We start from the raw sequence: 26,839 nt of genomic DNA, 5'->3' as shown, positions 1-26,839 counted from the left end.
AGGGGCCCGGATGCCGACAGCCCCCTTACGATTTTCGCGGGCGCTCAGGTCTCGGGCAGGGCCATCCCTGGAATGTAGAGCATGATCGGCCGGATCTCGTAGGCGCCGCCGGGGTTGGCGACCGCTAGCTGGCGCGCGGCGTCCAGGGCCTCCTCCTTGTCGGCGACGTCGAGGATGTAGAAGCCCAGCAGGGCCTCCTTGGTCTCGGCATAGGGGCCGTCGATCACGTAGTGCGGCTCCTCGTTCTTCATCAGTGTGGTGGCGGCCTTGGTCGGGTTCAGCCGGATCGCGGGGCCGAGCTTGCCGTCAAGGGCTTCGTGGACCACCTGCAGGCGCGCCATGACGGCGTCGTCCTGCTCCTGGGTCCAGGAGCCGACGATCTGTTCGGAGTTGTAGCAGAGGATGGCGTAGAGCATCGGGGGGCTCCTGTCTGGGCGAGGCTAGCGAAACCGGGCCTGGTCCGGGATGCAACCCCAAGCTTGACAGCCGAGGCCGCCGTCCGGTGCAATTCGGGCGGCCGGGACCGTCGGAGGGATGACATGGACATGCAGGCGATCGTCTACGAGTTCGGCGGCAAGAGCTTCACCGGCTACCTGGCGGACGGTTCGCGCGGCAAGCCGACGGCTGGGGTGCTGGTGGCCCACGAGGGCGGCGGCATGACCGGCCATCCCAGACAGCGGGCCCAGATGCTGGCCGAGCTGGGCTATGTGGCCTTCGCCATGGACACCTTCGGCTATCCCATCGAGAGCCGGGAGCAGGCCATGGCCACCATCACCGGCCTGATGGGCGACCTGCCGACCCTGCAGGGCCGGGCGCGCACGGCGCTGGAGGTGCTGCGGGCCCAGCCAAACGTGGACGCCGCTCGGACCGCGGCCATCGGCTTCTGCTTTGGCGGGACCACGGTGCTGGAGCTGGCGCGCAGCGGCGCCGACGTGCCCTGCGTCATCGGGTTCCACTCCGGCCTCGGCACGTCGACGCCGGCGGCCAAGGGGGCGATCAAGGGCAAGGTCATGGTCTGCCTGGGGTCGGAGGACCCGATCATCAGCGCCGCCGACCGTGAGACCTTCGCGGCCGAGATGAGCGCCGCCGGCGCCGACTGGCAGATGCTGTTGCTGGGCGGGGTCGGGCACAGTTTCACCAATCGGGAGGTGGACGCCATGGGCCTTCCGGGCTTCGGCTATGACGAGGCGGCCGATCATCGGAGCTGGCGCGTCATGCGGGGCCTGTTCGACGAGACCCTGGGTCCGATCGGCTGATCAATCCTTGAAGCGGGTGAAGACCGCGTCGTGGCCCGCCTTGGCCAGGTGGCAGGCGTGGCAGCTTGGGGCCTTATCCTGGGTGAAGCCGCGCTCCGTGCGGCTCTCGCCCAGGAACTCGGTGTAGCCCCAGCCCCCGGTCGCGGCGTAGCGCTCGCTGTCCTTGACCATGACATCGATGAACTTGCGCCTGGTGGCGACGGTCGCGCCGCCCTTGTCCACCACCTCGAACAGATCGAAGACGATGACCGACCCGTCCGGAAAGGCGCCCGAGGACTTGTAGCCCTCGACGGCCTTCGGGTTGGCGTAGATATTGTGCAGGCCTTCATAGCGGTTGAAATTGGCGTTCGAGACACCGCTCAATACGTGGGTCCAGCGGCGGTAGCCCTCGGGATAGGCCGGTTCCTCGACGGCGCTCGAGGCGGCCTGGCCAAGGCAGGTCATGACGGTGAGCGCGGCGAGGCCGGCGAGCAGATTGGGCTTCACGAAGACTCCGCGCGAAGGTGGTCGACAATCGCCTTTCCACCGGCGCCGGCGCCAGTTCAAGCGTTCGCCGCAAATGTTCCTCAGGGGTTACGCGGCGAGCCGGCCGCCTGACAGTCTCGAAGGCTCCATGCCGAACATCTCGCGGAACGCCGCGCTGAAGTGGGCCGAGCTCGAGAAGCCGGCGTCCAGGGCGGCGTTGGTCAGGTTCTCGCCCGCGACGATGGCGCGGATGGCCGCGCCCATGGCGATCCACAGCTTGTAGCGGCGCAGCGGCACCCCGGTGGCGGCCTTGAACAGGTGGATGAAGTGCGAGGTCGAGAGGCCGGCCTGCCTGGCCAGGGCCTCCAGCGACGGCCGGGCGGCGGGATCGGCGTGCAGCAGGTCAAGGGCTTGGCGCACGCGGGGGTCCTTCGGACGGGCGCCGCGCTCCGACAGCAGGGCGTCCAGGCCGGGACGCGTGGCGGTCCAGTCGGCTTCGCCGCGCGCCAGCCTGGCCAGGCTCTCGATCAACTCGACTTCGCCGTCCAGGTCGAAGCCGACGCGGGGGCCGGCATCGCGGACCAGGCCTTGCAGCCGCGCCTGGTCGGGACTGCGCGCGTCGACATAGAGGAAGGCCATGGTCCCGGTGGTGGCCGCCAAGTGGTGCAGGGTGTTGGGCGGGATGAGCGCGGCGCGGCAGCGGCGATATCCGGCGGCCGGATCGGCGGGATCGATGGCGACGTCGAAGGACGCTTCCAGGCCGAGCGCCAGCACGGCCACGGCGTTGCGGTGCGGCGTCAGGCCCAGGGCCTCGCCGAGGAAGAGCGCGCGGGCGCCCCAGGAATACAGTCGCGCGCTCGGCGCCATAGCCACTTCTCGAAAGCCGGAGCAGGAAAGACGCGGCAAGCTTGGCCCATGACGCCACATCCGGCCAGACCCGCCTCGGAGTCCCCATGCTCAAGATGCTGCTGATCCTGCCCTGTGCGGGCTTCTTCGCGTGGCTGGGGGTCATGGCCCTGCGCTTTCCCGGCGGCCTGCTGGCCGGCTACGGGATCAAGGTGTCGACGGTGGACGGGTTCAATGAGATCCGCGCCGTCTATGGCGGCTTGCCGCTGGTCTGGTCGGGCCTGCTTTTCCTCAGCCTGATGCGGCCGGAACTGCGCAACCCGGTGGCCCTAATGGTGGGGGCCGGCTGCATCGGCATGGCGGCGGGCCGCGCGGTCTCAGCCGGGATCGACCAAGGCCTGGGCCGACTGCCTGGCGCCTTCCTGCTGATCGAGCTGGTGGTGGCCGCGGCCCTGATCGGCTCGGCCTCCCTGAAGTCCGCCTGATGCCGCTCGCCCGCCGCGGCCTGTTGGTTGTCGCCCTCGCGGCCGCAGCCGCGCCATCCGCCGCCGGAGGCCGCCCTTTGGACCCGCGCGAAGCTGAGATCCGCACCACCGTCGAGCGCTACGCCGAGGCCTGGCGCGCCGGCGACCTGGCCACAATAGCCGGCCTCTATCACGAGACCTTCACCCTGCATTACGGCGGCGCCCACGCCCTGTCCGGCGACCATGTGGGAAAGGCCGCCTCCCTGGCCACGCTGGCGGAGTTCTCCCGCCGGACGGGCCGCCAGCTCAACGGCATCATCGCGGTGCTGGCGGGGCCCGAGCGGGGCGCCATCGTCGCGCGCGAAACTTTCCGCAAGGGCGAGACCGTCGCCGAACTGGAGCGTGTGTTGGTCTATGCCGTGCGCGATGGCCAGTTCAGCGAGTGCTGGGTCTATGACGCCGACCCGGCGCTCGTCGCCCGGTTCGTGGGGGACTAGGCAACCGCCGGGGGCCGGCGGCCGTTCTAGGCGGCGATGACCAAGCTCCTGATCCTGGGCCTGCTGCTCGCCCTGGCGAGTCCAACGGCAGGCAGTGCAGCGTCCGCCGCGCGTTCGCCGGTGGAGGCCGCCTTCGGCAACACGGTCGTCTCCACCTACCCCGATGGTCGCACTGGCCTGCTGTGGCTGAAGCACGACGGGACCTATACGGCCAAGGGCCGCCGGCGCACGGACTCCAGCGGCCGCTGGACCATGAAGGGGCCGCAGGTGTGCCTGAAACAGGCCAGACCCGTAAAAGTCCCCATGAGCTACTGCACGGTGATCCCGGAGAACGCCGTGGGCGCTGTCTGGGACGCCAAGGCCGTGACCGAAGAGGCCGTCCGCGTGAAGATCGTTCGCGGGCGGATCTCCTAGGGCAGCAGAATCTGCGAGGCGACCATGATCAGGCCGACCGTGCTCACCAGCCAGACCAGCGAGCGGACCTGCGGCACCCCGAAGGCGTAGAGCGGCACATAGACGACCCGGCCCCAGAAATAGATCTGCGCGCCCAGGGCGGTGATTTCGTTGGCGCGGCCCGCCGCGTGGGCGATGAGCACCGCGCCCAGGAACAGCGGCAGGGTCTCGTACAGATTGTCCTGCGCCCGGCGCAGGCGCTCGGCGCGGGCGCTCAGCGGCGGCATCTCGCCGTCGCGGGGACTGGTGTTCCACTTCAAGCCGTACTGGCTGGTCCTGGCGATATCAAAGAGCAGGACTTGCACAAAGGCCAGGACCAGGGTCCAGGCCGCCATCATCAGGTCGATCGTCATATCGCACCGCCTCCCGTTCGGTTGTACCGGCGGGGAGGGTGAACAGGGTTACGCTGCGTCAGGCGAGGGCCACGGTCCAGCTTGATCGATGTGGCGGTGACAGGGCGGTGAGGGATGGCGCCGAGGACGAACGGGCACTATGCCCCGTGGCCGAAGGAGACCGTCTTGCCCGCCGATGCCCCTGCCCACGCCGTGCTGCAAAGAAGCGGCCTGGGAATTCTGCTGCGGGTGATCGCCATGGCCTGCATGGCGGGGCTGGGAGCCCTGGTGAAGGCCTGTGCCGAGCGCGGCGCGCCCGTGCTGGAGATCATCTTCTTCCGCAACGCCTTCGCCTTCATCCCTGTGCTGCTCTACATCTGGAAGACCAGCGGCTTCACCGTACTGAAGACCCAGCGCCCGCTCGGCCACGCCGCCCGCTCGAGCGTCGGGCTGGTCGGCATGGTCTGCGGCTTCACCGCCCTCTCCATGTTGCCGCTCACCGAGGCGACGGCCCTGTCGTTCGCCGCGCCCCTGTTCATGACGGCTCTGTCGGTGCCGATTCTCAAGGAGCGGGTGGGGGCTCATCGCTGGGGGGCCGTGGTGGTCGGCTTCATCGGCGTGCTGATCATGATCCGTCCCGACCCGACCCACATGGCGACCCTGGGCACAGTGTTCGGCCTGGCCGGCGCGCTGGGCGCGGCCGGGGCCATGATCGCGGTGCGCGAGATCGGCCGGACCGAGGCCGGCCCGACCATCGTCTTCTACTTCACCCTGGCCGGCATGCTGCTGGGCCTGGCGAGCCTGCCGTTCGGCGGTTGGGTGATACCCGACACGACGACCCTGGTCATGCTGGTCGGCACCGGCCTGCTGGGCGGGACGGGCCAGCTCTTCCTCACCGAGGCCCTGCGCCGCGCCCCGGTCGCCGTGGTTGCGCCCTTCGACTACACCCAACTGGTCTGGGCCGGGATCATCGGGTTCCTGGTGTGGGACGAGCTGCCCCGCCCGGCCACCCTAGCCGGAGCCTGCGTGGTGGCGGTGAGCGGCGTCTACATCCTGTTGCGCGAGACCCGCCGGTTCCGGGCCCGCTGACATGGCGGCGGTCAAGCAAGAATTGCGCTTGAAAACAATATCTTGAACCTCCGAGCCTAGAGAAAAGCTCGCGTTGACAGACCTCCGTTACGGGAGGATTCTGGCGTCATACAGCTGGGCCGCGCGCCCCAGGGGCAGGCCTGGCCTCACGGAGACAGCGCCATGTTCAAGGCAGTTGCGGTCGCGGGTCTGGCGGCCATGGGCTTCGCGGCGGCGGGCTCGGCCCAGGCCGCGGTGACGGTGATTGGCGGCGGCCTCGCCGAGGCCTGCTCCCAGGCCGCCATCGGCGGCGAGAACGACGTGAAGTACCAGGATCTCTGCACCCTTGCCCTTGAGACTGAGTTCCTGAACGCCCGGGACCGGGCCGGCACCTATGTGAACCGCGGCGTGCTGAAGCTGCGCCGCGCGTCCTACCCTGATGCGCGCAAGGATTTCGACAAGGCGGTCAAGATCAAGCCGGACATGGGCGAGGCCTATGTGAACCGCGGCGCGACCTATATCGGCCAGCGCGACTACGCCGCCAGCCTGCCCGACATCAATCGTGGGCTGGAGCTGGGCGTCGATGAACCCGCCAAGGCCTATTACAACCGGGCCCTGGCCCATGAGGGCCTGGAGGACGCCAAGTCGGCCTATTACGACTACCAGAAGGCGGTCGAGATCAGTCCGGAGTGGGCGGCCCCGCGCGAACAGCTCACCCGCTTCAGCGTTTCACGCCGCTAGGGCGGAGCTCAAAAGGGGGCGAGCGCGTTTGGAAATCATGCGCCCGCTCCTCATCGCCCTCGCGCTCGGCATGGCCTCGACCAGCCCGGTCCTGGCCCAGGCCGATCCCGCTCAGGTCGCGCGCGAGAACGATCTCTGGGCCCAGCAGCAGCTGCAGAACCAGCGCGCCGTGGCGCTGGAGAACCAGATGAACGCCCTGGACGCCCGGCTCGGGGCCGAGGTGCGGCTGCGCGAACTGCGCGACCAGGCTCGCCGTCCGGCCATGCCGGAGCCCTATGTCCCGAAGTCCGGTGCGGCCTTGAACCTGGGGCCCTTCCCCTCGATTCCGGACGAGGCCCTGGCGGCGTCCAACAGGCGCGTGCGCGAGGCGAGCGAAAACAGGCGCTGACAGGAAAGCTGGCAGGCCGCATCCTCCCGGCAGGCTCGCGCGTTGAGCCATCCGCAGTTCAGGAGTTACGCGCATGCGCTGGCAGGGCGGTCGCCGAGGCGGCAACATCGAGGATCGTCGCGGCATGGGCCCGGTGGGTGTCGGCGGCATAGGGGTCGGCGGGGTGATCCTCGCCGCCATCGGCTATTTCGTGTTCGGCATAGACCCCTCGACCACCATGGCGGTCGTCGAAGGCGCGAGCGGTCAGGGCCAGCAGGAGCAGGCCGGCGTCCGTGGCGCGCCCACCGACGAGGCCGGCCAGTTTGTCGACGTGATCGAGGCCTCCACCACCGATGTCTGGACCCCGATCTTCGCCCAGAGCCGCCAGAGCTACCAGCCGCCCGCGGCCATCGTGATCTACAGCGAGGCGACAGGCACGGGTTGCGGAACGGGCCAGGCGGCGATGGGGCCGTTCTATTGCCCGACCGACCAGAAGGTCTATCTGGACCTCAGCTTCTGGCAGGAGTTGGAGACCAAGTTCGGCGCCAAGGGCGAGGCGGCGCGCGCCTATGTCCTGGCCCACGAGATCGGCCACCACGTCCAGCACCTCACCGGCCAGACCGGGCGCGTCGAGCACGGCTCGCGCGGCGAGGACAGTTCGGCGGTGCGGCTGGAGTTGCAGGCCGACTGCTATGCCGGGGTCTGGGTCGCCCACGCCGCCGAGACCTCGGGCGGCCAGGTCGCGCTGGATCCGAAGGACATCGAGGACGGGCTCCGCGCCGCCTCGGCGGTGGGAGATGACACCCTGCAGCGCCAGACCCAGGGCCGGATCATGCCCGACGCCTTCACCCACGGCACCAGCGAGCAGCGCATGCGCTGGTTCCGGACAGGGGTGCAGACCGGCGATCCGGGGGCCTGCGACACCTTCAAGGCCGGCCGCCTCTAGATCAGTTCCGGCACGGGCTCGAGGCCCAGGCAGACGGCGACGCAGCGCTTGGCCAGCTCCTCTGCGGCGTCGATCAGCGGCACGCGGACGGCGGCGGGGCCCAGCACCAGGGGAACCTCGGTGCAGCCGGCGATCACCGCCTCGGCGCCGCCGGCCACCAGCTCGGCGGCCAGGGCGGCCATCTCGGCGCCGAGCTGAGCCGACCGGTCGCCCGACTTGATCTGGTAGAGCAGAGCCATGAAGGCCTCCTGGCGCTCGGGCGGCAGGGTCACCAGGCCCATCCCCTGGGCGGCCAGGTATTCCCGATAGAGCTTGATGGCCGGACGCGTGCCCAGCACCCCGGCCCGATGGGCCCCGGTGTCCCGCGCGGCGGCGGCGGCCGTGCCGATCATGTCGATCAGCGGCAGGCCCGAGGAGCGCGAGATCAGGTCGGCGTGGGCGTGGGCGGTGTTGCAGGCGATGGCCAGGACGTCGGCGCCGGCGCCGTGCAGGGCGCCGGCCATCTCGGCCAGGACCGGGCCGGGCTTGGCGAAGGGGTCATTGCGGTCCGGCACCTGGGGATTGATATCGACGATGGTGCGGATGTGGTCCTGGTCCCGCTCGGCCGGGGTCAGGGCCTGGAGCTTGGCCAGAAAGTCGAGGGTGGCAGCTGGGCCCATGCCGCCGAGCACGCCTAGGACCAGGCTCATGCCAGCGCTCCCTGCATCTCGCCCTGGTAGCCGAACAGGCCCTGGGCGCCGCCGGTGTGCAGGAAGACCACCGTCTCGTCGCCGAAGAAACCCTGCCGCGCCAGGGCGATCAGACCCTTCATGCCCTTGCCTGTATAGACCGGGTCGAGGATCAGGGCGTCGGTGCGGGCGGCCAGTTTCAGGGCCTCGATCACCTCGTCGTCGATCAGGCCGTAGCCGGCCCCGACATAGTCGCAGTTCGCCACGGTCATCTCGCGCGTGACCCGTTCGGGATGGCCGAGCAGGGCCGCGGTCTCCACCGCCAACTTGTGGACATTGGCTTCCTGGGCCTCTTTCGGGGCGCGCACGCCGATGCCGAGCACCGGAATGTCCGCGCCGATCACCGCCAGGCCAGCCACCAGGCCCGCCTGAGTGCCGGCGCTGCCGGTTGCGGTGACGATCCGGTCGATCACCAGGCCTCGCGCATTCGCCTGGGCGACCAGCTCGATGGCGCAGTCGACATAGCCCAGGGCGCCGACCGCGTTGGAGCCGCCGCCGGGGATCACATAGGGCTTGCCGCCGCGGGCCCGGACCGCCTCTGCGCTCTTCGCCAGTTCAGCGTTCATGTCGGTCCCGCCGGGGACGTTGCGGATCGCCGCGCCCATCAGCCGGTCCAGCAGCACATTGCCGGAGGCGGTATAGTCGATCGCCTTGGAGCCGGTCCGCTCCTCCAGGATGACCTCGCAGGCCAAGCCGTAGCGGGCCGCGGCGGCAGCCGTCTGGCGCACGTGGTTGGACTGGACCGCCCCCTGGGTGACCAGGGTGTCGGCGCCCTGCGCCAGGGCCTCGCCGAGCAGGAATTCCAGCTTGCGCGTCTTGTTGCCGCCCCCGGCCAGGCCGGTGCAATCATCGCGCTTGACCCAAAGTTTCAGCCCGCCCAGGGCGGCGCCCAGCCGGGGCAGGGGCTCCAGCGCCGTCGGCAGATGGGCGAAGCGTTCGCGGGCGAAGCGGGCGAGATGCATGGGGAGCTCCTTGGCCGCGTGATTAGCATGCCGCCAAGGCGTTTTGCGACCCCGCCGCGCGCGGGCCTAGGGCTTGAACTTCGGGGGAAGGGCGGCGACCTCGGCGGGGGTCAGCTTAGTGAAGCTCTTTATGATGCAGGGGCTGAGGATCGGGCCGTGCATCACCTTCAGGTCCAGGTCGATGGGCCGGCAGATCAGGTCTGACCCGCTGCTGGGGCTCATCACCAGCGGGTCGCTGGACGACGACCCGGCCAGGCAGGCGCCGCTCATCTCCCACCGGTAGATCGCGCCGCTGCCGGTCTCGATGTTGAGCGTCCTGGCGTCGACCCGCTTATGGCCGCGCAGCTGGCTCATTCGGAAGCAGTCGCGCGAGGCGCCCGGCGCCGAGGGGGCCGCGGGTTGGGCGGGGGCGGAGGTGGCGACCAGGGCGGCCGCGGCGAAGACGATGAGGACGGCTTTCATGACGGGTCTCCTGAAGGCGAAGCCTGAACCGGTTATACGGCGAGATCGCGGCCTTTTCGAACGGCTCGATCGCGCCTATTGTCGGCTCGTCCTCGGGGGGCCGCGCATGGGCGGCTGAGAGGCGGGCGAGCCCGCGACCCGTAGAACCTGATCCGGGTCATGCCGGCGAAGGGAACGGACCTGTCGTCCGGATTCCGTCGTCGCTGGCCCCCGCATAGGAGTCCGCCGGTGAACATCCAGACGCCCATCAAAGACGCCATCCCCACCGGCGAACGCCCCGGCTCGCGCAAGGTCTACCAGGCGGGCGTGCTGTGGCCCGACATCCGCGTGCCGTTCCGCGAGGTGGCGGTGCACCCCTCGGCCAACGAGCCGGCCCTGACCCTCTACGACCCGTCGGGCCCCTATACCGACCCGACCGCGACCATCGACATCGACAAGGGGCTGTCGCGCACCCGCGAGCCCTGGGTGGTCTCGCGCGGCGACATCGAGATCGTCGACAACCCCCGCGAGGTGAAGCCCGAGGACAACGGCTTCGCCAAGGGCGAGCACCTGGCGCCGCAGTTCACCGCGCCGCGCCGGGTCTATCGCGCCAAGGGCGGCGTGGCGGTCACCCAGCTAGAATACGCCCGGCGCGGCATCATCACGCCGGAGATGGAATACGTCGCCATCCGCGAGAACCTGCGCCGCAAGGAGAGCGACCCGTTCATCCGCGACGGCGAGGACTTCGGCGCCTCGATCCCCGACTTCGTGACTCCGGAATTCGTGCGCGACGAGGTGGCCCGCGGCCGGGCGATCATCCCGGCCAATATCAACCACACCGAGCTGGAGCCGATGGCCATCGGCCGCAACTTCCTGGTCAAGATCAACGCCAATATCGGCAATTCCGCGGTGCTCTCCACCGTGGCCGACGAGGTGGACAAGATGGTCTGGGCCATCCGCTGGGGCGGCGACACGGTCATGGACCTGTCCACCGGCCGCAACATCCACAACATCCGCGACTGGATCATCCGGAACTCGCCCGTCCCGATCGGCACGGTGCCGATCTACCAGGCCCTGGAGAAGGTGAACGGCGTCGCCGAGGACCTGAACTGGGAAGTGTTCCGCGACACCCTGATCGAACAGGCCGAGCAGGGTGTGGACTACTTCACCATCCATGCCGGGGTGCGGCTGGCCTATGTGCCGCTGACCGCCAGGCGGGTGACCGGGATCGTCTCGCGCGGCGGCTCGATCATGGCCAAGTGGTGCCTCTCGCACCACAAGGAGAATTTCCTCTACGAGCACTTCGAGGACATCTGCGAGATCATGCGGGCCTACGACGTGTCGTTCAGCCTGGGCGACGGCCTGCGGCCGGGCTGCATCGCCGACGCCAATGACGCGGCCCAGTTCGCCGAGCTGGAGACCCTGGGCGAGCTGACCCAGGTGGCCTGGAAGCACGGCGTCCAGGTGATGATCGAGGGCCCCGGCCACGTGCCGATGCACAAGATCAAGGCCAATATGGACAAGCAGCTCGCTGTCTGCGGCGAGGCGCCGTTCTACACCTTGGGCCCGCTGACCACCGACGTGGCTCCCGGCTACGACCACATCACCAGCGCCATCGGCGCGGCGATGATCGGCTGGTTCGGCACCGCCATGCTCTGCTACGTGACGCCCAAGGAACACCTGGGCCTGCCCGACCGCGAGGACGTGAAGCAGGGGGTGATCGCCTACAAGATCGCCGCCCATGCCGCCGACCTGGCCAAGGGGCACCCGACCGCGCGGGCCTGGGACGACGCGCTCAGTCGCGCCCGCTTCGAGTTCCGCTGGGAGGACCAGTTCAATCTGGGCCTCGATCCTGAGACGGCGCGGGAATACCACGACGAGAGCCTGCCCAAGGAGGCGTTCAAGACCGCCCACTTCTGCTCCATGTGCGGGCCCAAGTTCTGCTCCATGAAGATCAGCCAGGAGATCCGCGATTCGGCGGCCAGGCAGAACGACGTGGCGGAAGCGGGCATGGCGCAGATGAGCGCCAAGTTCCGCGAGGCCGGCGGCGAGATCCAGGTTCCGGTCGCGCCGGCGGAGTAGGCGGCGCCTACGACCGCTTGCGACGCAGGGGTCGCCGACAATCGGTCTCCTGGCGGGATGGGCGGAGGGCGGAACATGGCGCAGATCGAGGCCGGGGCGCGGCTGGTGGGATTGGATCTCTCCGCCCACGACTTCACCGACGCCGATCTCACCGACGCGGTGTTCGAGGACTGCCTCTTCGCCGACGTCCAGTTCCAGGGGGTCTGCCTGCAGGGCGTCCGCTTCAAGAGCTGCCGCATCGCGCGTTGCCGCTTCGCCCATGCCGACCTGCGCGAGGCGGTGTTCGAGGACTGCGTCTGCGCCGACGACCAGGGCCATGTGGGTCCGCAGTTCGCCTTCTCGCGGCTGGAGGAGGCGCGGTTTGCCCGCTGTGACCTCTCCTTCGCCAGGATCGAGCGATCGGCCCTCTACGGCATCGAAATGGAGACCTGCAACCTGCGCGGCGCGATGTTCCTGAAGGCTGATTTCGGCCGGTCCTTCGGTCGCAATGTCGTCCGGTGGTCGGCGGTCCTGAAGGGCTGCAACCTGGAACTGGCCGACCTCACCGAGGTGCGGCTGCCCGACTGCGATCTCAACAGCTCAAGCTTCCGGGAGGCCCTCCTGATCGACGCCGACCTGGAGGGGGCGGACCTGCGGGCGTGCGACCTGTTCCAGGCCCTGACCGCCGGCGCCAAGCTCGCCCGCGCCGATCTGCGCGGCGCGGAGGTCAGCGGCCTCAACCTGCTGGAGCTCGCCAGCCGGGATGGCATGAAGGTGACGGTGGACCAGCAGCACCGGTTGCTGAACGCCATGGGCGTGGACGTCCACGCGGAATAGGGAGCTCTTAGTTCCTCCCCCAGCGCGGAGCGCGGTTTGGGGGAGGTGGCTCGGAGCGAAGCGGAGAGACGGAGGGGGTTGAAGCGCGCCGAAGCGAGTCAAAGTCCCCCTCAGTCAGCTTCGCTGACAGCTCCCCCAGAGGGGGAGCACCTGGGGCTCAGTCCTCGACGCGGACCTTGGCGGCTTCCGGCTTCCAGACGCGTACGGCGACGGCGGCGGTGATCGAGGCAAGTACGGCGGTGATCGCGCCGCACCACTGAAGCGTGTTCATGCCCTCGGCGGCGAACCGTCCCACGGCGGCGCTGACGGCGAAGACCAGGGCCGCGGTGCCCCACTCGGCGCCCCAGCTCGAAAACAGCAGCTTCAGCATGTCGTCCCTCGGCATTGGCAGATGCTCCGTAGACCTAGCCCTGGGTCAGGCGTCCTGGGAATGTGGCATGGGGTCGCCGGGCCGCTTGACGGTTTGTTAAGCCGCGGCCCGGCTGACGGCCTGGCTCTCGGCCACGTGCTGCAGGACGGCGAAAAGCTTGGCCGCCTCGATGGGCTTGGGCATGTGCAGGTCGGCGCCGGCGGCCAGGCTGGCGGCCTGGTGCTCGGGCAGGGCGTTGGCGGTCAGCATGACAATGGGGGTGGCGATCCAGTTGCGGGCCTTCTCCCGCGCCCGGATTTCGCGCACGGCGGTCAGGCCGTCCATCACCGGCATCTGCATGTCCATCAGCACCAGGTCGAAGCGTTGGGCGGCGAAGGCCTCGCAGGCCTCCTGGCCGTTCTCGGCGCAGACCAGGTCGACGTCGAACTCGGAGAACAGCACCTGCACCACCTTGCGGTTGGTCGGGTGGTCGTCGGCCAGCAGGATGCGCAGCGGCCGTTCGGGATCGGCGTCGCCGCCGGATTGGAGGGCTGGGGCGGCCGCTGGGCCGGCGGCGTCGGCGAGCGGCAGCTCCAGCCGCACGGTGAAGGTGGCCCCTTCGCCAGGATTGCTGATGGCGTCCAGCTCCCCACCCATCAGCCCGACCAGCTGCCTGGAGATGGCCAGGCCCAGGCCCGAGCCGCCGAACTTCCGTGTGACCGAGCCGTCGGCCTGCTGGAAGCGGTTGAACAGCCGCTCCTTGTCGGCGGGGTCGAAGCCGACGCCGGTATCCTGCACCTCGATGCGCCAGCGGCCCGGCCCCTCCGCCCGGACAGCCACGGCCACATAGCCGTCGGAGGTGAACTTGACGGCGTTGGAGACCAGGTTGGTCAGCACCTGCTTGACCCGCAGCACGTCGCCGGCGACGGCGGTCTCCGCGGCCGGGTCGATGTCGATGATCAGGTCGATCGACTTGTCCCTGGCCCGGGCGCCGGCCAGGGCGGCGGCCTCGCGGATGGCGTCGGCCAGGTGGAAAGGCGCGTTCTCCATACTGACCGCGCCGGTCTCGATGCGTGACAGGTCCAGCACGTCCGATAGCAGGCGTTCCAGGGTCGCTCCCGAACCCCGAATGATCCCGACCATCTCGGCCTGGGCCGGGTTGAGCGGCGTGCGCTCCAGCGCTTCGGCGATGGCGGAAACCCCATTGAGCGGGGTGCGGATCTCATGGCTCATATTGGCCAGGAACTCGCTCTGGGAGCGGTGGCTGGCCAGGAGGTGGGCGGCGGCGCGGCGGGCGCGGATCACCATGACCGCCCCCATGGCGGCGAAGGCAAGGATGACTAGGGCCACGGGCACGATGGCGCGGCGCAGCAGGTCGGCTCCGGGACGTTGCGGCGCCCAGGTGACGACGATGGGCGGGCCGTCCAGGGTCTCCACCATCAGCTTGGCGCGTCCGCGCTCGACGCGCTGTTCGCCGACACCGGCTCGTAGGTCAGAGAGTTGGAAGCGCTCTTTCAGGCGGGTCAGGCCGCCTCGGTCCATGGCCAGGGCCATGACCACGATGGGTGCGCGGGGCCCCTTGGGCGTGACCGTGGCGAAGTCGGGCTGCACCAGGGTGGCGGTGACCAGATAGACCCGACCATCGTGGAACACATAGTCGCTGGACTGGATGGCGCGGGACACCAGCCTCATGGGGCCGCCGGGCTGGTGTGGGGCGATCGGCCCGCGCCGGGCCTCAGCGCGGCGGACATCGGCGACCAGGCTGGCGGCGCCTTCAAAGTGTCCGAAGCTGGCGAGCGACGCCGTCTCTCGGTGATGGCGGGCGTAGATCGGCCGATCGGCGGCGTCGAGGACGAAGAGCCGCTCGAAATCCATGTTCTGGGCGTAGTGGTCGTTGAGGTTCGCGGCGGCCCAGGCCGGGTCGAACCGGTTGTCGAGATTGAGGACGGCCTCGTCCCAGTTGGTCTCGGGAATGATCGAGCGTTCGATTTCGGCGACGTCGCCGCTGATCCCTCGGCGGACGAGATCCACTTCGTGGGCGCGGACCCCGCGATCGATCTCTGCGGCCCAGATCATCAGGCTGGCGACGAACACGACCATGGCGGTCACGGCCAGCGCCACCAGGGGCGCCAACATGCCTAGCTCTGACTCGCGCCGCATATGTCGGGCCCCTACCCCGGATCTCGTTGCGGCCAGCATGTCGCAGGGGAGTTAAGGGAGCGTGTGGTTTCCGCCGCCGCACCGAGGAGGCGATTCCAGGGCGCCGGACAGGACGACGGCGGCCCCCGTCGCCGGGGACCGCCGCGCTCTTGCTACCCGTCCCTAGAGGGTCGGCGGAATAGTCGGGTCCGGGACCTGCGGCGCCGGGGTCTCGCTGGGGGCCGGGGCCACCGGTTCGGCCGCGATGGGCGGCACGATGATCGGGGCCGGCGAGGCGCTGGACGTCTGCGCGGTCGCCGAGTAGGGGACCGGCGCGGTCGGCAGGGTGGCGCTGGCGTCGCGCGACCAAGCGCTCACGTCCTCAGCGCCAGGGGCGGCGGCGGCAGGACGAGCCCTGGCCACCCGGGTCGGCGCGGCGGCCCGTGCGGTCACCCGGGGTGTCGCGGCCTTGGCGACCGGAGCCGCGGGCGTGGCCTCGACCGGGATCGGGGTCGGCGTCGCCGCGGCCATTTCAGTCGGCTCCGGAAGCAGGGCCGGCGGCGTCGGAGCGACGGCCACGGTGGCCGGCTGTTCGGCGATCAGGCCGTCCCGCGGCTGCATGGTGAAGTAGGCGACCCCGGCCAGCAGGGCGACGGCGGGAATGGCGATCATCGCGATCGGCGCTATGGAGCGGCCCGACGACTTCGCGGTCGACGTCGTGCGCTGGGTATAGAGCGGGGCTGCAGCGAAGGCCGAGCCGTCTTCCACCGTCACGTCCGTACGGTCGAGCCTCGGATCGATCACGGACTCCTCCACGACCCTGCGCTCGACGAATGCGGCCCGCGGCACGTCATCCGATGCGAAGGTGCGCTCTTCCGGAGCCACACGGGGCGCGGGGGCGAAGGTCGTGGCGGGATCTTCGCGAGCGAAGTCCTCGGCGGTGAACTTGGGGCGGGCGAACGGGCTATATTCAGTCGACATATCAGACCTCCCAGATTGTTGGTCGGAGATGAGAACGGGTTCGGCGTTCACATGTTCCGTGATTTCCAACGTCACGCTTGATCTTGGGCGTGTCTTGAGGACATCGGTTCCTGAAATTATACTGTTTTTGACCGCGAAGTTTTTTTTCAACAGTGAAGATTCATTTCGAAGATCGCCAAACGACTTCCAAAATCTGGCCACAGTATTGGTCCGGTATCGCCGTCTCGACGCCACAATTGACTTCCGAGCTTGCTGTCCGTGTCAGGATATCCTTGACGAGAGGTGCGTGAGGGAATACCTGACAGTCAGGATCAACCTGACGAGGCGCGCCATGAGCGAGGTTCCTCCAAACAAGTTCCTGTTCAGCGAGGACCCGGCCTCGACCTTCTATTGCTCGTTCTGTCTGAAGTCGCAGCACGAGGTGGAGAAGCTGATCGCCGGCCCTGGCATGATCACGATCTGCGACGCCTGCGTCGGGCTCTGCAACGAGCACCTGGCCGGCCGCACGCCCGACCTCTCTCACTTCACACCGCCCGACCAGCTTCCGGCCGAGCGGCTGCTGGCCCAGCTCCCCGCGGTGGAGGCTGTGCGCAAGGGCAAGGGCAACCAGCTCCAATGGGTCGTCGACCAGCTCCGGTCACGCGAGGTGAGTTGGGCCCAGATTGGCCAGGCCCTGGGCATTTCGCGCCAGTCGGCCTGGGAGCGGTTTTCTTAACCAAGCACTGAGTCCTTTCCGCCACGGTCGGGTTCGCCTGAGACGGGTGCGACGCTTCGCATCCATGGCTCAGCTTGACCCGCGCTCACGGCCCCCGCCAAGGTGAGCGCGCGTCGGAGGGAATGCATGCGACTGAAGGCCCGGCTCGAACGTGACTGGCGCTTCATGCGCGGGCTCAATCGCACCTTGAAGCGCGTGAAGACCATCGCGCCGTCCTCGCCCAGCCTCATCTGCGACGACCTGCAGGCGGCGGTGGAGACCTGGCGCGACAACCCCGCCCTGACCTTCGAGGGCAAGACCCTCACCTATGGCGAGATGGACGCCGTCGCCAACCGCTTCGCCCACTGGGCCAAGGGAATGAACATTCGGCGCGGGCAGGTGGTGGCGCTGTTCCTGCCCAACCGGCTGGAGTATTTCCCGATCTGGTATGGGCTGTCGAAGATCGGGGTGGTCACCGCCCTGATCAACAACCAGCTCGCGGGCCTGCCGCTGGCTCACTGCCTGAACATCTCGGGCGCGGCCCATGTGATCGTCGACGGCGAGACTTCGCCGGTGTTCGAGCAGGCCAAGACCCTGCTCGAGCGGCCCATGCAGCAATGGGTGCTGGGTCAGGCGCACGGGGACCAGCGCGACCTCGCCCAGGCGCTGAAAAGCTGCAGCCAGTTGCCGCCCGACCGCTCCGTGCGCGAGGGCATGACCGCCAAGGACACCGCGCTCTATATCTACACCAGCGGCACCACCGGCCTGCCGAAGGCCGCGCGGATCACCCATGTTCGCGCCCAGCTCTATATGCGCGCCTTCGCCGGTGCGACCGGAGCCACGGCCAAGGACCGGATCTATGTGGCGCTGCCGCTCTATCACGCGACCGGCGGACTCTGCGGCCTGGGCGCGGCCCTGCTGAACGGCGGCTCGGCGGTCGTGAAGAAGAAGTTCTCCGCCAGCCACTTCTGGTCAGACGTCGTCGCCGAGGGCTGCACGATGTTCGTCTATATCGGCGAGCTGTGCCGCTACCTGGTCAACCACCCCGAGGCGGAGGACGAGCGCAGCCACAAGATCCGCCTGGCCTTCGGCAACGGCCTGCGCGGCGACGTCTGGGCCGAGATGAAGGCGCGGTTCAGGATCCCGGAGATCCTGGAGTTCTACGGCTCCACCGAGGGCAATGTCTCGCTGTTCAATTTCGACGGCAAGGTGGGCGCTATCGGTCGGGCGCCCAAGTGGCTGCGCAACAAGTTCAGCGTGCGGCTGGTCCAGTTCAACGTCGAGACCGAAGAGCCCGTGCGCGGTCTGAACGGCCTGTGCATCGAATGCGGGCCGGGCCAGGTCGGCGAGTGCATCGGCCAGATCGGCGGCGACGCGCGCACCGCCTATACCGGCTATGTCGACAAGGCCGCGTCCGAGAAGAAGATCCTTCACGACGTCTTCGAGCGCGGCGACGCCTGGTTCCGCACCGGCGACCTGATGCGCATGGATGCCGACGGCTACTTCTATTTCGTCGACCGGATCGGCGACACCTTCCGCTGGAAGGGCGAGAATGTCTCCACCAACGAGGTGGCCGAACGTCTGGCCGCAGTGCCCGGCGTGACCGAGGCCAATGTCTACGGCGTCACGGTCGAGGGCGCTGACGGCCGCGCCGGCATGGCCGGCCTGGTGGTCGAGCCGAGCTTCGACATCAAGCAGTTCGGGGAACAGGTGGTCCGCGACCTGCCGCCCTACGCCCAGCCGGTCTTCGTCCGCATCCTGCCGGCCATCGAGACCACGGGCACCTTCAAGCACCGCAAGATGGACCTGGTGGCCGACGGCTTCGATCCGGGCAAGATCAAGGGTGTGATATTCTGGCGCGATCCGGTGAAGGGCTATGTCAAGCTGACCAAGCCGGCCTTTGAGAAGCTTTCGGCGGGGGGCGTTAAGCTCTAGCTCGCTCGGAGCGGCAGCACGATCCGGCACCGCAGGCCTGTCGCATGGAAATCCAGACTGGCCTCGCCGCCGATCTCGCCCTGCAGGCTTCGTTCGATGAGCCGTGAACCGAAGCCGCGGCGGGTCGGCGGGGTGACGGCCGGACCGCCTTCCTCCGTCCAGGTCAGGACCAGCCGGGCGCCGCCCTCGACGGACCAGCGGATGCGCACGCAGCCCTCCTCGGTCAGCAGGGCGCCATACTTGGCGGCGTTGGTGGCCAGTTCATGGAAGAGCAGGCCAAGGGTGAGTGCTTCGGTCGCCGAAAGCGCCACGTCCGGCCCCTCGAACTCATAGCGTTCGGAGCCATAGGGCCGAAACTCCACCGAGAGTACGTCGCGCAGGGACGCGCCGCGCCAGTTGGAGGCCGTCAGTAGGTCGTGGGTGGCCGACAGGGCCAACAGCCGCGCTTCGAAGGTCTCACGAAAGGCGCGCGGCTCGGGGCTGTTGCGCAGGGTCTGGGCGGCGATCGACTGGACCGTGGCCAAGGTGTTCTTCACCCGATGGTTCAGTTCATCCACCAGCAGCTTCTGCTGGTCCTCGGCGCGCACCCGGTCGGTCACGTCGCTGCCTTCGACGAACACGCCGACGGCCGCGCCGTCGGCGTCGAGGATCGGCTGGTAGATGAAGTCGAGGAACCGCTCTTCCAGCGGTCCGTCGGGCGTTCTCTGCAGATGGATGCTCACCGCCCGACCCACGAACGGCTTGCGGTCGCGCATGACCCCCTCGAGCACCTGGATGAAGCCTTGGTCCCGAACCTCGGGCAGGGCCTCGGCGACAGCAAGGCCGATGACCGGACGATGACCGATCATCTGCTGGTAGGCGGTGTTGACGAGCGTGAACCTGAATTCGGGTCCGCTAAGCAGCGCCATGAAGCTCGGCGCCTGCATGAAAAGATCGCGCAGGCGGCCGGACTCCTCCAGCAAGGAGAGGTTGGCCTGCTGCACCTCGGTGGCGCGTTCCAGCAGGGTGGCTTCAGTCGGCGCGGGCGCCTCCGCCCCCGGGCCGTAGGCGATCTGCTTCAGACGGTGCAGTTCGGTGACGTCGACCGTGTTCTGGACGACGAAGGCCACCTCGCCACGCTCGTTGAGCAGCGGCGTGTGAACCGCCGACCAGTAGCGCATCTCCACGCCGCCGCCCCGGCTCGCGGGCCGCTCGATGGCGTAGGGGATAAGGGCGATGGAGTCGCGCCGACCGGTCTCGAGGACCCGCCGGAAGGAGGCGCGCAACAGGCGTTCGCTTTCGCCGCCGTCGGGGAACACCTCGAACAGGTTCTGGCCGAGCAGGTCGTCCCGATCGCGTTCGAGCGTATCGAGATAGGCCTGGTTCACCTCGACGTAACGCAGGTCCGGATCGAGCACCATGTAGGGGCTTGGCAGGACCTCGAAGAGCGTCCGGAAGTCGAGTTGGCGCACGCTTTTTCCAAGTTGGGCGCCGGAGGCGCGCTCAATGAGGTCGTATTCGGTCGTGCGCATACGTGATGGCGGGCCCCCTGCAGCTCAACCGGACCAAACGTCGCGGCATTTGAATTGTTCCGCTTGTTTTGCCGCCCTGCGCGACGCGCCGGACTCGCCTATATCTGCGCCATGGCCATCGATGTCACCACCCCGGCGCCCCTTCAGGGCGCGGCCCTGATCAAGGACGAGGTCCGTCGATTGCCGGACGCCCCGGGCGTCTACCGCATGATCGGCGAGGATGGCGAGGTCCTCTATGTGGGCAAGGCCCGCTCGCTGAAGAAGCGCGTGATGCAGTACGCCCAGGGCCGCTTCCACACCCAGCGCATCGCCCTAATGGTCGACCTGACCCGGTCGATGGAGTTCGTAACGGTCCGCACCGAGACCGACGCTCTGCTGCTCGAGATCAACCTGATCAAGCAGATGAAGCCGCGCTTCAATGTGCTGCTGCGCGACGACAAGAGTTTCCCGGAGATCGTCATCCGGCGGGAGCATCCCGCCGCCCAGCTTCGCAAACACCGCGGCGCCCATACCATCAAGGGCGACTATTTCGGCCCCTTCGCCTCGGCCCATTCCGTCACCAAGACGCTGAACACCCTGCAGAAGGCCTTCCTGCTGCGGTCGTGCTCGGACAGCGTCTACGAAAGCCGCACCCGGCCCTGCATGCTGCACCAGATCAAGCGGTGCGCGGCGCCCTGCACGGGTCTGGTCAGCCTGGAGGACTACGGCGGCCTGGTCGACCAGGCCGAGGCCTTCCTGCGCGGCAAGAGCCGGGCGGTGATGAGGACCCTTTCGGACCAGATGCAGGCCGCGTCGGACGACATGGAGTTCGAGCGCGCCGCGCGCCTGCGCGACCGGATCCGGGCCCTGGCCTCCGTCGCCCAGGAGACCCAGGTCAATCCCGAGACCATCGAGGAGGCCGACGTTTTCGCCCTGCACGCCGAGGGCGGCCAGGCCTGCGTCCAGGTGTTCTTCTTCCGGGCCGGCCAGAACTGGGGCAACCGCGCCTACTTCCCCCGGGTCGACAAATCCGACGAGGACCCGGACGTGATGAGCGCCTTCCTGGGCCAGTTCTACGACGACAAGCCGATCCCGCGGCTCATTCTGACCAGCATCGAACCGGCCGAGCGGGAACTCCTCTGCGAGGCCTTCGGCCTGAAGGCCGGGCGCAAGGTGACCATCGACCGCCCGCAAAGGGGCGAGAAGCGTCAGCTCGTCGACCATGCTCTGACCAACGCCCGCGAGGCCCTGGGCCGCAAGATGGCCGAGAGCTCGGCCCAATCGAAGCTGCTGGCCGGGGTGTGCGAGGCCTTCGGACTCGACGGCAATCCCGAGCGCATCGAGGTCTATGACAACGCCCACATCATGGGGACCAACGCGGTCGGCGGCATGATCGTCGCGGGCCCGGACGGCTTCCAGAAGAACCAGTATCGGAAGTTCAACATCAAGGGGACCGAACTCACCCCCGGCGACGACTACGGCATGATGAAGGAGGTGATGCGTCGCCGCTTCGCGCGCCTGGTCAAGGAAGAGGAAGCCGGGGAGGGCGCGATACGCCCCGACCTGGTCCTGGTGGACGGCGGCGCGGGTCAGCTCGCCGCGGTGACCGAGGTCATGGCCGACCTGGGCGTCGATGACATCGCCGTGGTGGGGGTCGCCAAGGGCCCTGATCGCGACGCGGGGTTGGAGCGGTTCTTCATCGAGGGCAAGCCGCCCTTCATGTTGGAGCCCAAGTCGCCAGTTCTCTATTACCTGCAGCGGCTGCGCGACGAGGCCCACCGGTTCGCCAACGGCAGCCACCGCACCCGCCGCTCCATGGACATCAAGAAGAACCCCCTCGACGAGATCGAGGGCGTCGGTCCCGGCCGCAAGCGCGCCCTGCTGCACGCCTTCGGCTCCGCTCGGGGCGTGTCGCGGGCTTCGATCGATGACCTGGCCAAGGTCGAGGGGGTCAGCGAGCCCCTGGCCCAGCGGATTTTCGATTACTTCCGCAAGGGTTGAGCGGGAACATTTGGCCCGCCCGGACGCTGCGGTAAGCTGAAGCTCAGTTCCGTCGGAGACCGCCCATGTCCGCTCGCGCCATTCTCGCTATCGCGGCCTTGGCCACCCTGGCGCCAGTCGCGGGCCAGGCCAGTTCTCCGGACGCCTGGGCGGCCTTCCGCGCCGACGTCGCCGCCAGGTGTCTGTCCGCGGCCCAGGCGACGGGCATGAAGACGCCCGAGGTCATCGTCCACCCGCTGGGCACCGAGGCCTATGGCATCGCCGTGCTTCGAGAGGGCGCGGACAAACGAATCTGCATCTATGGAAAACAGTCTAAGAAGGTCGAGCTGACGCCGGCCACCTGAGTCACGCGCGCCCTAGGACCGACATGAAAGCCCTTCCCAATATCCTGACCTCGCTGCGGCTGGTCCTCACCCTGTTCGTCTTCCTGGCCCTGGCCGCGGCGGCGGGCGCCGTGCCCTATGTCAGCGAGCGCCTGACGCCCGAGATGCAGTTCGGCCTGCAGCGTTGGGCCTTCTGGTCGTTCGTGATCGCCGCGGTCACCGACTTCTTCGACGGCTGGCTGGCGCGCAAGCTGGACGCCGTCAGCGTCTGGGGCGCGATCCTCGACCCGATCGGCGACAAGGTGCTGGTCTGCGGCGCGATCCTGGGCCTGCTGGCCCTGGGGGGTCAGCCGATGGTGGTGCTGCCGGCGGGGCTGATGCTGTTCCGCGAATTCACGGTCAGCGCCCTGCGCGAAGTGGGCGCCGGCAAGGGAGTGAAGCTGCCGGTCACCCTGCTCGCCAAATGGAAGACCACGCTGCAGCTCACGGCGCTGGCCGCCGAGATGCTGTCGTCGTCATGGGCCGCGTTCGATCTGCCCGCCGATCCGGCCATCCAGAGTCCGGTGACGCTGTTCGCCCACACCCTGATGTGGGTGGCCACGGTTGTCACTCTCATCACCGGCGCCCAGTACTGGGAACAGACGCGCAAGGCGTTGAGCGCTCAAGCCTGACACCCAAAGGATGCTCCCCCTCCTGGGGGAGCAGTCGGCGAAGCTGACCGAGGGGACCTTGACTCTTGCTCGCGAGCTTCAGCCCCCTCCGTCACGTCGCCGAAGAGGGCGACGCGCCACCTCCCCCAAATCGCGCTGCGCGCTGGGGGAGGATCTAGAACCTCGGTGCTACGCCGGCGTCTTGGCCGGCGTCCGCGCCTTCACCCGCTCCATCCAGGCGACGATGTTCTTATTGTCGGGGTTGAGCGGCTGGCCGACCGTGGCGCCGAACTCCACGAAGCAGAACAGCAGGATGTCGGCCAGGGTGAAGCGCTCGCCAGCCACCCAGGTCTTGCCGCTCATCAGACCGTCAAGCCAGGTCAGCTTCTCCTGGGCCAGTTCCTTGAAGTCGGCCGCAGCGTGGGGGATGGTCCGCATGCGGCTCTGGAACAGGGGCAGGCCCTCGGCGTAGCGGAAGCCGTTGGCGAGCGGTTCGCAGATATTGAGGTCGATGCGACGCAGCCACATGCGGGTCTCCGCGCGCTCTTCCGGCGTCGTACCGATCAGCGGCGGGGTGGGGAACTTTTCTTCCAGGTATTCGCAGATCGGGATGATCTCGGACAGATGGCCGCCGCCGTCCATCTCCAGGCAGGGCGACTGGCCCGCCGGGTTCTTTTCCATGTAGGGAGCCTGGCGGTTCTCGCCGGCCATGATGTCGACCTTGACCGTGTCGAGGGTGACGCCCTTCTCGGCCAGGAACATCGCCACGACGGCCGGATTGGGGCCGATGGAAGAGTAGAGTTTCATGCTGTCCTCCCAGGATCTGGTTGGCCGCATTCAAAGCAAGCTTACCCCAGGGCGTTCAAGCCCCTTTCCGCCGTCTCACGACATCGGGTTCGCCTGGGCCGGCGGCGGTTCGTCGGGCAGGGCAATGAACTCGTCGTGGTCGGCGTCGGGCAGCTTCATCCGTCCGGCGCGCCAGTCGGACTTGGCCTGCTCGATGCGATCCTTGGACGAGGATACGAAGTTCCAGTCGATGAACCGCGGCCCGATCGGCTCGCCGCCCAGCAGCATGACGATGGCGTCGTTGACCGCGGTGAACAGCACCGGCCGGCCGGGCTCGAACACCAGCATCTGGCCCTCGTGGTACTGGCGTCCGTCGACCTCGACCAGGCCCTGGGCCACATAGGCCGCGCGCTCGGGATATTCCGCCGGCAGCTCCGCCTGGGCGCCGGGCTTCAGCGCCCAGTGGACGTAGAACATCGGCGAGTGGGTCTTGACGGGCGAACTCGCGCCAAACGCCTGGCCGGCGATCAGGCGCGCCCACATCCCGTTCGCCTCATAGGTCGGCAGGAGGTCGGGAGCGTAATGGTCGAAGCTGGGGGCGGTCTCCTCATCCTCGACCGGCAGGGCGATCCAGGCCTGGATGCCGTTCATCAATCCCCCCTGCGCGCGCAGGGTCTCGAACCGCTCGGAATGGGTGATGCCCGAGCCCGCAGTCATCCAGTTCACCTCGCCCGGCCGGATCGGCTGGGTGACGCCCACCGAGTCGCGGTGGGTCATCTCGCCCTCGAACAGGTAGGAGAGGGTCGACAGCCCGATATGCGGATGCGGCCGCACGTCCACATTCGCCGGGAAGCCAGCCTGGAACCGGGCCGGGCCCATGTGGTCGAAGAAGATGAAGGGGCCGACCATCCGCCGCCTGGCATGGGGCAAGACCCGGCCGACCTCGAACCCGCCCAGGTCCTTGCGCCGCTGGTCGATGACAAGGTCGATCATGGTGGGGCTCCAGCTATCTGCCAACCGACATTGCCCGGTCGGGGCGGCGCGGAGAAGGCGCCGAGGCCCGGATCGCCAAGGTGACGCCGATTTGCGCGAGATCAAGGCGCGGGCGGCTTCCGGCATGATGCCTAGGAATATGTCCCTCTCGAATTCCAAGACAGCCTATGGCTGGGCGGCCATCACCCTTCACTGGATCAGCGCGGCATCTGTCCTGGCGCTCTATCTTCTGGGCGAGCAGATGGAGGAAGCCGCCGACAGGGCGGAGAAGCTCGCGGCTCAGAACCTGCACGTGTCGGTGGGCGTCCTGCTGTTCACGTTTCTTGCGGCGCGGCTGCTGTGGTCAGCGTCCCAGCCTTCGCCCGCGCCACTGGAACGCAACCGATGGCTCCGGATTCTCGCCGCGGGGGTTCAAGGCCTGTTCCTGGCGATGATCGCAGTCCTGATCATCACCGGCCCGCTGGCCGTCTGGTCCACGACCCGCCCACTAGAGGTGTTCGACCTCTTCTCCATCCCCAGTCCGTTCCCGAACCGCGTCGCCTGGCTGCATGAGTTGTGCGAGGAAGTGCACGGGGCGGCGACCAAACTCTTCTGGCCGCTGGTCGCCCTTCACGTTGCCGGTGCGCTCAAGCACCTGGTCTTCGACCGCGATCGGACGCTCCAGAGGATGCTCTGGGTCCGCAAGACGTAGGGACCCGGTCGTATCACCGGCCAGCTGTTGGGGGATCGATGAGCCGTCTGCACCGAGAATTTCACCTGATCGAGCGAGTCGGCTGGCTCCGCGCCGCGGTTCTGGGGGCGAACGACGGCATCGTCTCGACCGCCAGCCTTATCGTTGGGGTGGCGGCGGCCTCCCAGGGGCGCAGCGAGATCCTGGTGGCGGGGGTGGCCGGCCTGGTGGCCGGCGCCATGTCCATGGCGGCCGGCGAATATGTGTCGGTCAGCTCCCAAGCCGACACGGAAAAGGCCGACCTGGCGCGGGAAACAGCCGAGCTGTCCACTCAGCCTGAGCTGGAATTGCAGGAACTCACCCGGATCTACGCCGATCGCGGTGTCGAGCCGCAACTCGCACGGACAGTCGCCACCCAGCTCATGGCGAAGGATGCGCTGGGCGCCCATGCCCGGGACGAGCTCGGAATATCGGCCGCGACGACGGCTAGGCCCATTCAAGCGGCCGTCACCTCGGCCCTGATGTTCGCCGGCGGCGCGGCGCTGCCGCTCGTCGCGGCCATGGTGACCCCGTCCCCAATCGTCGTGCCGGTCGTGTCGGCCACCTCGATCGCGTTCCTCGCGCTGCTGGGCGGCGTGGGCGCGCGGGCGGGGGGCGCGCCGTTGCTGAAAGCGATCGTCCGCGTGACCTTCTGGGGAGGATTCGCAATGGCGCTCACCGCCGGCGTGGGCGCGATCTTCGGCGTCGCGGCCTGAGCCGGCCCCCGACAGGGGGCCCTCGGGTCAGCCGTGCGAGCTCACATAGGGGCTGATCAGTCCGAGGGGCGCGGCGGTGGTGTGCTTCACCGAGCGGATGACGATGCGGCTCTCGATATTGGAGACCAGGCCCAGCGACAGGATCTTCTCGCGCAGGAAGTCGTCGAAGGCGTGCATGTCGCGGGTGACGATGCGCAGTTCGTAGTCGGCCGCGCCGGTGACGGTGGCGCACTGAACCACTTCCGGCAGCTTGCCGATGGCCGTCTCGAAGGCGTCGAGGTTGTCCTTGGTCGGCAGCGACAGCTTGACGGTGCAATAGACCTCGAAGCCCAGGCCCAGCAGTTCGCGGTCCAGGATGGTCACCCGGCGCTGGATGACGCCTGAATCTTCCAGGCGTTTGATGCGCCGCCAGCACGGGCTGGAGGACAAGCCGACCCGTTCTGCGATCTCGGCGACCGAAAGGCCGGCGTCATGCTGGATCAGGTCCAGAATCTTGGCATCGACGGCGTCGAGGGCCTCGGACAAGTTTTCCTCCTTCATACGGCGCATATGAGCGTCATTCTTGCCCCGGAACCCATGGCGGGGGGCACGCCTTTAGCAAGCAATTGC

At 68.3% G+C, this 26,839-nt stretch carries 30 protein-coding genes, 1 pseudogene and 1 riboswitch; of the genes and pseudogenes, 17 read left to right on the top strand and 14 right to left on the bottom strand.

Annotated elements, in window-relative coordinates:
- Positions 1-44: 44 nt before the first annotated feature.
- Entirely contained in the window at positions 45-416 is a 372-nt protein-coding gene (locus tag M9M90_RS17090) for a YciI family protein (RefSeq protein WP_254834442.1), read from the bottom strand.
- A gap of 123 nt (positions 417-539) precedes the next feature.
- Between M9M90_RS17090 and M9M90_RS17085 the strand changes: the two genes are divergently transcribed.
- On the top strand, positions 540-1,256 hold the full coding sequence (locus M9M90_RS17085; protein ID WP_254834441.1) for a dienelactone hydrolase family protein: 717 nt from the start codon (positions 540-542) through the stop codon (positions 1,254-1,256).
- Here M9M90_RS17085 and M9M90_RS17080 read toward each other — a convergent pair whose 3' ends face one another.
- Positions 1,257-1,742, bottom strand: coding sequence for a cytochrome P460 family protein (locus tag M9M90_RS17080; RefSeq protein ID WP_254834440.1), 486 nt, complete (start codon positions 1,740-1,742; stop codon positions 1,257-1,259).
- Positions 1,743-1,829: 87 nt separating this feature from the next.
- Positions 1,830-2,588: an AraC family transcriptional regulator gene (locus M9M90_RS17075; protein WP_254834439.1), complete on the bottom strand. Its 759-nt coding sequence runs from the start codon at positions 2,586-2,588 to the stop codon at positions 1,830-1,832.
- Between the two features lie 86 nt (positions 2,589-2,674).
- Between M9M90_RS17075 and M9M90_RS17070 the strand changes: the two genes are divergently transcribed.
- The 3 genes from M9M90_RS17070 to M9M90_RS17060 are packed head-to-tail and all read left to right on the top strand — an operon-like array spanning position 2,675 to position 3,942.
- Positions 2,675-3,052, top strand: a complete 378-nt coding sequence (locus M9M90_RS17070; protein WP_254834438.1) for a DUF4345 family protein — start codon at positions 2,675-2,677, stop codon at positions 3,050-3,052.
- Positions 3,052-3,528 (top strand): nuclear transport factor 2 family protein, encoded by a 477-nt coding sequence (locus M9M90_RS17065; protein WP_254834437.1) that lies wholly within the window; start codon positions 3,052-3,054, stop codon positions 3,526-3,528. Before M9M90_RS17070 ends, M9M90_RS17065 begins: the two co-directional genes overlap by 1 nt.
- 36 nt (positions 3,529-3,564) lie before the next feature.
- Positions 3,565-3,942: a hypothetical protein gene (locus tag M9M90_RS17060; RefSeq protein WP_254834436.1), complete on the top strand. Its 378-nt coding sequence runs from the start codon at positions 3,565-3,567 to the stop codon at positions 3,940-3,942.
- Here the strand turns inward: M9M90_RS17060 and M9M90_RS17055 are convergent.
- Entirely contained in the window at positions 3,939-4,334 is a 396-nt protein-coding gene (locus M9M90_RS17055) for an MAPEG family protein (RefSeq protein WP_254834435.1), read from the bottom strand. The two genes, M9M90_RS17060 and M9M90_RS17055, sit on opposite strands and share 4 nt — an antisense overlap.
- 165 nt (positions 4,335-4,499) lie before the next feature.
- On the opposite strand from M9M90_RS17055, the gene M9M90_RS17050 reads away from it, so the two are divergent.
- The 4 genes from M9M90_RS17050 to M9M90_RS17035 all read left to right on the top strand — a co-directional run bounded on the left by M9M90_RS17050 (position 4,500) and on the right by M9M90_RS17035 (position 7,435).
- Positions 4,500-5,402 carry a DMT family transporter gene (locus M9M90_RS17050; RefSeq protein WP_254834434.1) on the top strand — a complete coding sequence of 301 codons (903 nt, stop codon included), beginning with the start codon at positions 4,500-4,502 and terminating at the stop codon, positions 5,400-5,402.
- 162 nt (positions 5,403-5,564) lie between these two features.
- Entirely contained in the window at positions 5,565-6,122 is a 558-nt protein-coding gene (locus tag M9M90_RS17045) for a hypothetical protein (RefSeq protein ID WP_254834433.1), read from the top strand.
- A 37-nt stretch (positions 6,123-6,159) separates the two neighbouring features.
- Positions 6,160-6,510 carry a hypothetical protein gene (locus M9M90_RS17040; protein ID WP_254834432.1) on the top strand — a complete coding sequence of 117 codons (351 nt, stop codon included), beginning with the start codon at positions 6,160-6,162 and terminating at the stop codon, positions 6,508-6,510.
- A 73-nt stretch (positions 6,511-6,583) separates the two neighbouring features.
- Positions 6,584-7,435: a neutral zinc metallopeptidase gene (locus tag M9M90_RS17035; RefSeq protein WP_254834431.1), complete on the top strand. Its 852-nt coding sequence runs from the start codon at positions 6,584-6,586 to the stop codon at positions 7,433-7,435.
- Here the strand turns inward: M9M90_RS17035 and M9M90_RS17030 are convergent.
- From M9M90_RS17030 to M9M90_RS17020, 3 genes are all read right to left on the bottom strand, one after another.
- On the bottom strand, positions 7,432-8,124 hold the full coding sequence (locus tag M9M90_RS17030; protein WP_254834430.1) for an aspartate/glutamate racemase family protein: 693 nt from the start codon (positions 8,122-8,124) through the stop codon (positions 7,432-7,434). The two genes, M9M90_RS17035 and M9M90_RS17030, sit on opposite strands and share 4 nt — an antisense overlap.
- On the bottom strand, positions 8,121-9,125 hold the full coding sequence (locus tag M9M90_RS17025; protein ID WP_254834429.1) for a D-cysteine desulfhydrase: 1,005 nt from the start codon (positions 9,123-9,125) through the stop codon (positions 8,121-8,123). The genes M9M90_RS17030 and M9M90_RS17025 overlap by 4 nt, the downstream gene beginning before the upstream one ends.
- Before the next feature lie 66 nt (positions 9,126-9,191).
- A complete protein-coding gene (locus M9M90_RS17020; RefSeq protein WP_254834428.1) occupies positions 9,192-9,587 on the bottom strand; it encodes a hypothetical protein in 396 nt (131 codons plus the stop codon).
- A gap of 83 nt (positions 9,588-9,670) precedes the next feature.
- Positions 9,671-9,779, top strand: a riboswitch (TPP riboswitch).
- Positions 9,780-9,815: 36 nt separating this feature from the next.
- On the opposite strand from M9M90_RS17020, the gene thiC reads away from it, so the two are divergent.
- Together thiC and M9M90_RS17010 are read left to right on the top strand one after the other, a co-directional pair.
- Positions 9,816-11,648: a phosphomethylpyrimidine synthase ThiC gene (gene thiC, locus M9M90_RS17015; protein WP_254834427.1), complete on the top strand. Its 1,833-nt coding sequence runs from the start codon at positions 9,816-9,818 to the stop codon at positions 11,646-11,648.
- 75 nt (positions 11,649-11,723) lie between these two features.
- The gene (locus M9M90_RS17010) at positions 11,724-12,464 is read left to right on the top strand and encodes a pentapeptide repeat-containing protein (protein ID WP_254834426.1); all 741 of its coding nucleotides are present in this window, start codon (positions 11,724-11,726) and stop codon (positions 12,462-12,464) included.
- Positions 12,465-12,621: 157 nt separating this feature from the next.
- Here the strand turns inward: M9M90_RS17010 and M9M90_RS17005 are convergent, their stop codons facing one another.
- The 3 genes from M9M90_RS17005 to M9M90_RS16995 all read right to left on the bottom strand — a co-directional run bounded on the left by M9M90_RS17005 (position 12,622) and on the right by M9M90_RS16995 (position 15,933).
- Positions 12,622-12,849, bottom strand: coding sequence for a hypothetical protein (locus M9M90_RS17005; RefSeq protein WP_254834425.1), 228 nt, complete (start codon positions 12,847-12,849; stop codon positions 12,622-12,624).
- Between the two features lie 81 nt (positions 12,850-12,930).
- A complete protein-coding gene (locus M9M90_RS17000) occupies positions 12,931-14,949 on the bottom strand; it encodes an ATP-binding protein (RefSeq protein ID WP_254834424.1) in 2,019 nt (672 codons plus the stop codon).
- Between the two features lie 186 nt (positions 14,950-15,135).
- Positions 15,136-15,933 carry a hypothetical protein gene (locus M9M90_RS16995; RefSeq protein ID WP_254834423.1) on the bottom strand — a complete coding sequence of 266 codons (798 nt, stop codon included), beginning with the start codon at positions 15,931-15,933 and terminating at the stop codon, positions 15,136-15,138.
- Positions 15,934-16,264: 331 nt separating this feature from the next.
- On the opposite strand from M9M90_RS16995, the pseudogene M9M90_RS21325 reads away from it, so the two are divergent.
- Both M9M90_RS21325 and M9M90_RS16985 read left to right on the top strand, forming a co-directional pair.
- Positions 16,265-16,423 (top strand): annotated as a pseudogene (locus tag M9M90_RS21325) (ClpX C4-type zinc finger protein); the annotation flags it as partial.
- 351 nt (positions 16,424-16,774) lie between these two features.
- Entirely contained in the window at positions 16,775-18,562 is a 1,788-nt protein-coding gene (locus M9M90_RS16985) for a long-chain-acyl-CoA synthetase (protein ID WP_254834421.1), read from the top strand.
- On the opposite strand, the gene M9M90_RS16980 is transcribed toward M9M90_RS16985, so the two are convergent.
- The gene (locus M9M90_RS16980) at positions 18,559-20,073 is read right to left on the bottom strand and encodes a sensor histidine kinase (RefSeq protein ID WP_254834420.1); all 1,515 of its coding nucleotides are present in this window, start codon (positions 20,071-20,073) and stop codon (positions 18,559-18,561) included. The genes M9M90_RS16985 and M9M90_RS16980 overlap by 4 nt on opposite strands.
- Positions 20,074-20,184: 111 nt before the next feature.
- Between M9M90_RS16980 and uvrC the strand changes: the two genes are divergently transcribed.
- The 3 genes from uvrC to pgsA all read left to right on the top strand — a co-directional run bounded on the left by uvrC (position 20,185) and on the right by pgsA (position 23,047).
- Positions 20,185-22,053: an excinuclease ABC subunit UvrC gene (gene uvrC / locus M9M90_RS16975; protein ID WP_254834419.1), complete on the top strand. Its 1,869-nt coding sequence runs from the start codon at positions 20,185-20,187 to the stop codon at positions 22,051-22,053.
- A 65-nt stretch (positions 22,054-22,118) separates the two neighbouring features.
- Complete coding sequence (locus M9M90_RS16970; RefSeq protein WP_254834418.1) at positions 22,119-22,397, top strand: hypothetical protein; 279 nt, start codon at positions 22,119-22,121, stop codon at positions 22,395-22,397.
- Positions 22,398-22,420: 23 nt separating this feature from the next.
- A complete protein-coding gene (gene pgsA, locus M9M90_RS16965; protein WP_254834417.1) occupies positions 22,421-23,047 on the top strand; it encodes a CDP-diacylglycerol--glycerol-3-phosphate 3-phosphatidyltransferase in 627 nt (208 codons plus the stop codon).
- Positions 23,048-23,215: 168 nt separating this feature from the next.
- On the opposite strand, the gene M9M90_RS16960 is transcribed toward pgsA, so the two are convergent.
- Complete coding sequence (locus M9M90_RS16960) at positions 23,216-23,833, bottom strand: glutathione S-transferase family protein (RefSeq protein WP_254834416.1); 618 nt, start codon at positions 23,831-23,833, stop codon at positions 23,216-23,218.
- 75 nt (positions 23,834-23,908) lie between these two features.
- On the bottom strand, positions 23,909-24,805 hold the full coding sequence (locus M9M90_RS16955) for a pirin family protein (RefSeq protein WP_254834415.1): 897 nt from the start codon (positions 24,803-24,805) through the stop codon (positions 23,909-23,911).
- A gap of 139 nt (positions 24,806-24,944) precedes the next feature.
- On the opposite strand from M9M90_RS16955, the gene M9M90_RS16950 reads away from it, so the two are divergent.
- Both M9M90_RS16950 and M9M90_RS16945 read left to right on the top strand, forming a co-directional pair.
- Entirely contained in the window at positions 24,945-25,496 is a 552-nt protein-coding gene (locus tag M9M90_RS16950) for a cytochrome b (protein WP_254834414.1), read from the top strand.
- A gap of 38 nt (positions 25,497-25,534) precedes the next feature.
- Positions 25,535-26,230, top strand: coding sequence for a VIT family protein (locus tag M9M90_RS16945; RefSeq protein ID WP_254834413.1), 696 nt, complete (start codon positions 25,535-25,537; stop codon positions 26,228-26,230).
- A 27-nt stretch (positions 26,231-26,257) separates the two neighbouring features.
- Here the strand turns inward: M9M90_RS16945 and M9M90_RS16940 are convergent, their stop codons facing one another.
- Positions 26,258-26,755, bottom strand: coding sequence for an Lrp/AsnC family transcriptional regulator (locus tag M9M90_RS16940; RefSeq protein ID WP_254834412.1), 498 nt, complete (start codon positions 26,753-26,755; stop codon positions 26,258-26,260).
- Positions 26,756-26,839: the final 84 nt, after the last annotated feature.

Source organism: Phenylobacterium sp. LH3H17, assembly GCF_024298925.1.
Lineage (GTDB): Bacteria > Pseudomonadota > Alphaproteobacteria > Caulobacterales > Caulobacteraceae > Phenylobacterium.
The sequence above is the reverse complement of the archived record's forward strand: the minus strand, read 5'-3'. Positions and strand labels throughout refer to the sequence as shown.